Genomic DNA, 5,308 nt, shown 5'->3' with positions numbered 1-5,308 from the left:
GAGGCGTCCTCGGGCCTCCTGATCTCGTGCGGGTGCATCAGCGCCCGGTACGCCTCCCTGGCCACGTAGCGCTTGAGGCACCTCATGACCTCCCTGTCGCTCTTTCCCCGCCCCCCTGGCCCTCTCGGCGTACTCGGCGGTCTCGGGGTCGCGCATGACCCTCTGCCTCGCGATCTCGTGCAGCGCGCTGTTCGCCTGCCGGTCGCCGCCCCTGTTGAGCCTGTGCCTCACGGTCTTGCCGCTCCCCTCTTTCCCCCTGCCGGTCGCCGCCCCTGTTGAGCCTGTGCCTCACGGTCTTGCCGCTCGAGGCGGGGATGGGGCAGGCCCCGCATATCGCCGCGAACGACGCCTCGGAGCGCAGCCTGCCCGGGTTGTCCCCGGCCGCGACCGCGAGCTTGGCCGCGCTCACGGGCACCGCACCCGTACATCGCCAGCAGCGCGGGGCAGTTCTCCTCCAGGGACGCCTCGATCGCGCGCTCCATGTCGAGCGCCGCGTCGCGCGCCGCCTCCCACAGGTCCGCCAGCGCGCCGAGCGCGGCGCCAAGCGCGCCCTCGGCGCGCACGGAGGGGAGCTCCTCCATCAGCCTCGGCCCTCCCATGCCGCGGAACCTCGACCTGAGCCCCTCCGGCGCGGTGGTGAGCAGCGACCTCGCGGTGTTTATCGCCGAGGTCCGCGCCTTCACCGCCCCGGAGCGCGCCGCGAGCATGCAGCGCACCCCGTCGACCCACCCGTCCTGGCTCTTGGGGGTCCCGAGCTTTGAGCCGGACATCGCCGCGCGGGCGGCCCTCTCCGCGTCCGCCTCGTCGCACTTTCCCTGCCCCGGGCGCCTCCTCTGCATCCTCGCCGGGGAGAGAGCCTCGCGCACGGGCATCCCCAGCGACGCGAGGTGCCTGGTGAGGCCCGCCCCGTAGGACGACGTCCCCTCCATCGCGACGCAGGCCGGCTCCCCGGCCGCCGCGATCGCCCCGGCGAGCGCCTCGTAGCCCGCCGCGTCGGCGGGGAACTGGCGGGACAGGACCTTGCGGCCCCTCCAGTCGAGGACGCACAGCCAGTGCGAGTCGGCGTGGGTGTCGACCCCGCAGAAGACCGGCCCGCGGGCGCCGGGTGTCGATTCGGTTCTCATGTCTCGCTCCGTTCTTTCCGTGCTCGCCTGGACCGGGCAGACGGCACACTGACGGGGCGCGATAGAATGCGGTTGTTCGGGTCCGCGGTATCGCTCCATGCTCCTATTAGGTCATGCGGCGGTCTCGGCTCGCCGCGGCCCGCGCGGGACATGTCAGGAAACGAGGGCAGCCCTGTGGGCGCCAGCGGAATGTGGGGTCACCGCGCGGTCCGCATCTGATGGTGTCGACGTCAATGGTATACGGGTGCACCATCGACGTCTTCAATACAGAAAATATCAGTGCGGAATATTTTGGGAGGTAGCCCAAACAGCCCCGGCGGGGTCCTGTGTAGTCACCCTTTAGGCGGAACTCTCCTAATGGGTTGAGCGTTCTGGATTCTTGCTTGCTACCGTTTATCGCGTATAGCTACCGTTTGCGGAATAAGTAACACTCCTTAATAAACCGTGTAGAATCTCAGATAAGCACGGAGTTTTCCAGGGAGACGCTGTCCTTTGTTGTGTGCAAGGGGCGGCGTCTCTTTGGCGCTTGGAGGCCGTTCTGCAGCAGGACGGCGGACGTGCGTCACATATTCAAAAGCCAACGTCGAGATGGGTTGTGATGATAATGGGCAAGTACGTAATCGTGGTTGAGTCTGGTTCGGATGTGACGCCGGAGCTCTGCGAGCGCTATGGCATCGTGCGCGTGCCCATGCATGTCACGATTGGTGACGAGACCGTCGAAGACGGATCGATCGACCCGCTTGAGATTTACTCGCGTTGCAACGAGTTTGGTGTGATGCCCAAGACCAGCGGTTGCTCGCCGGCGGATTTTGCGCATGTGTACGACCGCATCCACGCCGAGCGGCCCGATGCGACCATTTTGCATCTTGCGTATTCCGAGGTTACGACCTGCTCACATCAGTCGTCGAAGATTGCGGCAAAGGGCCGCGATTACGTCTTCTCCATGGATACGCGCTTTGTGTCGGTGGGCCAGTCGCTTGTCGCCGTTGAGACCGCCAAGTATATCGAAGCCCATCCGGATGCCACCGTCGACGAGATTTTCGCCTTTACCAATTCGGTGATGGACCGCGTGCTGCTGGGCTTTGTTCCTACGGACCTTGCCTTCCTTAAGGCGGGTGGTCGCTTGTCCAACGTCGCGTTTCTTGGCGCCCATCTGCTCAAGATTAAGCCCTGCATTGAGGTAACGGGTGGCAAATTCGTGGCGACCAAGAAGCTCCGCGGCTCTATGCTCAAATGTGCCCGTGCCTTTATTGACCACATGGTTGCGAAGGGCGATATTGATTACTCGCACATTGGTTTGGCGTATTCAGTGGGCCTTTCCGAGGAGCTGCGCGACGATATGGAAGTCTATGCGCACGACCTGGGCTTTAAGGACGTTACCTGGACTCAGGTCGGCGGCGTCATCTCGAGCCACTGCGGCCCGACCGCCTTCGGTGCGGTGCTCACGCTTAAGGCGTAAGGCCTGGCGTCTATCGATATCTATTGCCTCGGCGGCGGGCGGGTTGCGATAACCTTTCCGCCGCTCTTGCGTGGGGCCAAATAGGACAACCCAATTGGCCGCCAAACCGTTTCACCATCATGCGTATGGGCTAGAATGGCTCTGGCATTTTAATTGGCAATAACCAAAGAGAGGCAAGGTTGCGGGAATGGCTGAGATGACGCTTGAGGGTGTGGATGCTCGTCCCGAGGACTCTGCGTTTACCCTGGGCCGCGTACATTCGATTGAAACGATGGGAACGGTCGACGGACCCGGCATCCGCTTTGTGGTGTTTGTTCAGGGCTGCCCCATGCGTTGTGCGTATTGCCACAACCCCGATACCTGGTCGGTTAACGGCGGCACCATGGTGACCGTCGAGCACCTGATGGACGAGTTCCAGAGTAACCATGAGTTTTACCGCAGTGGTGGTGTTACGGTGTCCGGCGGCGAGCCGCTCCTGCAGCCCGAGTTTTTGGCCGACCTGTTCTGTGCAATGCACAACAACCCCGATGGCCGCGTGCATACCTGCCTTGACAGCTGCGGATATGCGTTTGACCCCAACCATCCCGAGAAGTTCGATGCTGTGCTCAACGAGACCGACATGGTGCTGCTCGATATTAAACATGCCGATCCCGTCGAGCATAAAAAGCTGACCGGTTGCGACCCCGCACGCATTCTGGCGTTTGGTGATGAACTCGCGCGTCGCAAGATTAAAGTCGTTATCCGCCACGTGGTGGTGCCGGGCATTACCGACACGGTGGAGGAGTGCGAGAAGCTCGGTCGCCTCATCGCTCCATGGCACAACGTGGTGGGTCTGGAAATGCTGCCGTATCACACGATGGGTGTCGTCAAGTACGAGCAACTGGGCATTCCCTATAAGCTGGAGGGCGTACCTCAGATGGATACCGTGCGCATGCCCGAGCTGCGCAATGCCGTTATGGCCGGCATGAAAAAGCGCCGTGCGGAGCTCAGGTCGGCCATTGGCTAACAAGCCCGTCCCAAATTGACTACCCTTTAAGATGTGCAACAAGGTGGGTTGGGTCAGCGAGGATGGTTACTATTCGACATGCGATGCGGGCCTTATCGACATCGATGGCCGTACCTATGTCATGAGCGTCATGACATCGATGCCGTGGAGCGACCGCTCGAGCGAGGTTACGGCCGCGATTGCAAAGGCTCTGTTTGATACGCGAGCTGCACTGGCTTAGCGTGTTCGTTTGGCGAGGTCAAACAAAATGCTGGTACCATACCGTGGTTGAGAATTTCGTATAGGTTTGGGGAATGGTATGGCTACCATCGCGATTATCGGTGCGCTCGAAAAAGAGATCATGCAGATTAAGGAAGAGCTGAGTGACGTTTGCGAGGCGCGGGAGGCAGGCTTGACCGTCGTGAGCGGTGAGCTCGACGGCCTGACAGTTGTCGCCACAACGGCGGGCATGGGCACAGTGAACGCCGCCGCTGCAACGCAGCACCTCATTAGTAAGTATGCTCCGCAGGCTGTTGTGTTTTCGGGCATTGCGGGCGGTTTGAACCCCAAGCTCCATATCGACGACGTGGTCATTGGCAAACGCCTGCGCTATCTGGATACCGATACCGCGCTTATCGCCGAGTCTGCACCGGGGCTTGAGGAGTTTGGTTCGACGCCCGCGCTGGTCGATATTGCCGTCGACGTGCTTGCTGAGCGTGGGTTCGTTGACGCTTCGACAAATGCAGTCGCTTCGAACGAGGGCACCAAGCAGTTCCTGGTCGGCACGATTGCCACGGGTAACCGCTTTGTGACGGGCGCCGCCATGCGCAACGACGCTATCGAGGCGACGCATGCCGATTGTGTCGGCATGGAGGGCGCGGCAATTGCCCATGTCGCAACCAAAAATGGTGTCGATTGCCTGGTGTTGCGCGCTATCAGCGATAATTGTGACGAGGCGTACGATGCAATTTGCGATCGAGAGTTCGATCTGTTCGAGTATGCGCGTGTCGCAAGTGACATCACGCTCGATATCGTCCGCCGCATTGCCGCTGCGCAATAGCGCGCTCTTTTGTAAGAACCTACGACCAAGGAGTGTCCATGGCCGATTCCATTAACTACCAGCTTGCCAAGTTCGTCGCCAGCTACGGCAAGGTTTCGCAGATTCCCGAGTCCACCTGCCCCGAGGTGAGCTTTGTGGGCCGCTCCAATGTGGGCAAGTCGTCGATTATGAACAAGCTCTTTGGCCGCAAGAACCTGGTCAAGGTTTCGAGTACGCCGGGCAAGACGAGCAACATCAACTTCTTTGAGGCCGACGACGTGCATTTCGTGGACCTGCCGGGTTACGGTTTCGCTCGTCGCTCCAAGGCCGAGCGCGACCGCTGGGCCGAGCTTATTGGCGACTTCTTTGACTCCGAGCGCAGCTTTAACCTGGTCGTGTCGCTGGTTGACATTCGCCACGACCCCAGTAAGCTCGACCATGACATGATCGACTACCTGCAGGGCAACGAGTTCAACTTTATCGTTTGCCTCACCAAAGCCGACAAGCTCAGCCGCACCCAGCAGGCCCGCCAGGCAGCAGCCATCAAAAAGCAGCTCAACGTCCCGGCCGAAAACGTAATCATCACAAGCTCCCAAACCGGTGTGGGCATCGACGAGCTCAAGCGCCGCATTGCCGAGGTGTGCCTCTAATAAGTGCTTCAGTCTAGCAAGAGCCCCTACCAATAAAAAGCCAAACTATCA

At 60.7% G+C, this 5,308-nt stretch carries 5 protein-coding genes and 3 pseudogenes; 5 read left to right on the top strand and 3 right to left on the bottom strand.

Features of this window, described 5'->3' with window-relative positions; translation table 11 throughout:
• The 3 pseudogenes from DXC67_RS10780 to DXC67_RS10770 all read right to left on the bottom strand — a co-directional run.
• A pseudogene (locus DXC67_RS10780) lies at nucleotides 1-231 on the bottom strand (hypothetical protein); the annotation flags it as partial.
• Nucleotides 232-361: 130 nt separating this feature from the next.
• Nucleotides 362-409: pseudogene (locus DXC67_RS10775) on the bottom strand (hypothetical protein); the annotation flags it as partial.
• A 235-nt stretch (nucleotides 410-644) separates the two neighbouring features.
• Nucleotides 645-1,124, bottom strand: a pseudogene (locus tag DXC67_RS10770) (transposase); the annotation flags it as partial.
• A 604-nt stretch (nucleotides 1,125-1,728) separates the two neighbouring features.
• Here DXC67_RS10770 and DXC67_RS00970 point away from each other — a divergent pair.
• From DXC67_RS00970 to yihA, 5 genes are all read left to right on the top strand, one after another.
• Nucleotides 1,729-2,583 (top strand): DegV family protein, encoded by an 855-nt coding sequence (locus DXC67_RS00970; protein ID WP_117637022.1) that lies wholly within the window; start codon nucleotides 1,729-1,731, stop codon nucleotides 2,581-2,583.
• Nucleotides 2,584-2,770: 187 nt separating this feature from the next.
• Nucleotides 2,771-3,589: a pyruvate formate-lyase-activating protein gene (gene pflA, locus DXC67_RS00965; RefSeq protein ID WP_117637021.1), complete on the top strand. Its 819-nt coding sequence runs from the start codon at nucleotides 2,771-2,773 to the stop codon at nucleotides 3,587-3,589.
• Between the two features lie 31 nt (nucleotides 3,590-3,620).
• The gene (locus DXC67_RS10345) at nucleotides 3,621-3,809 is read left to right on the top strand and encodes a hypothetical protein (RefSeq protein WP_117637020.1); all 189 of its coding nucleotides are present in this window, start codon (nucleotides 3,621-3,623) and stop codon (nucleotides 3,807-3,809) included.
• Nucleotides 3,810-3,887: 78 nt separating this feature from the next.
• Nucleotides 3,888-4,628 carry a 5'-methylthioadenosine/S-adenosylhomocysteine nucleosidase gene (gene mtnN / locus DXC67_RS00955; RefSeq protein ID WP_117637019.1) on the top strand — a complete coding sequence of 247 codons (741 nt, stop codon included), beginning with the start codon at nucleotides 3,888-3,890 and terminating at the stop codon, nucleotides 4,626-4,628.
• A 38-nt stretch (nucleotides 4,629-4,666) separates the two neighbouring features.
• Entirely contained in the window at nucleotides 4,667-5,257 is a 591-nt protein-coding gene (yihA, locus tag DXC67_RS00950; protein ID WP_117637018.1) for a ribosome biogenesis GTP-binding protein YihA/YsxC, read from the top strand.
• The last annotated feature ends 51 nt before the right edge of the window (nucleotides 5,258-5,308 follow it).

Origin of the sequence: Collinsella sp. TF07-1 (genome assembly GCF_003437235.1) — a bacterium.
Classification (GTDB): Bacteria; Actinomycetota; Coriobacteriia; order Coriobacteriales; family Coriobacteriaceae; genus Collinsella.
The sequence above is the reverse complement of the archived record's forward strand: the minus strand, read 5'-3'. Positions and strand labels throughout refer to the sequence as shown.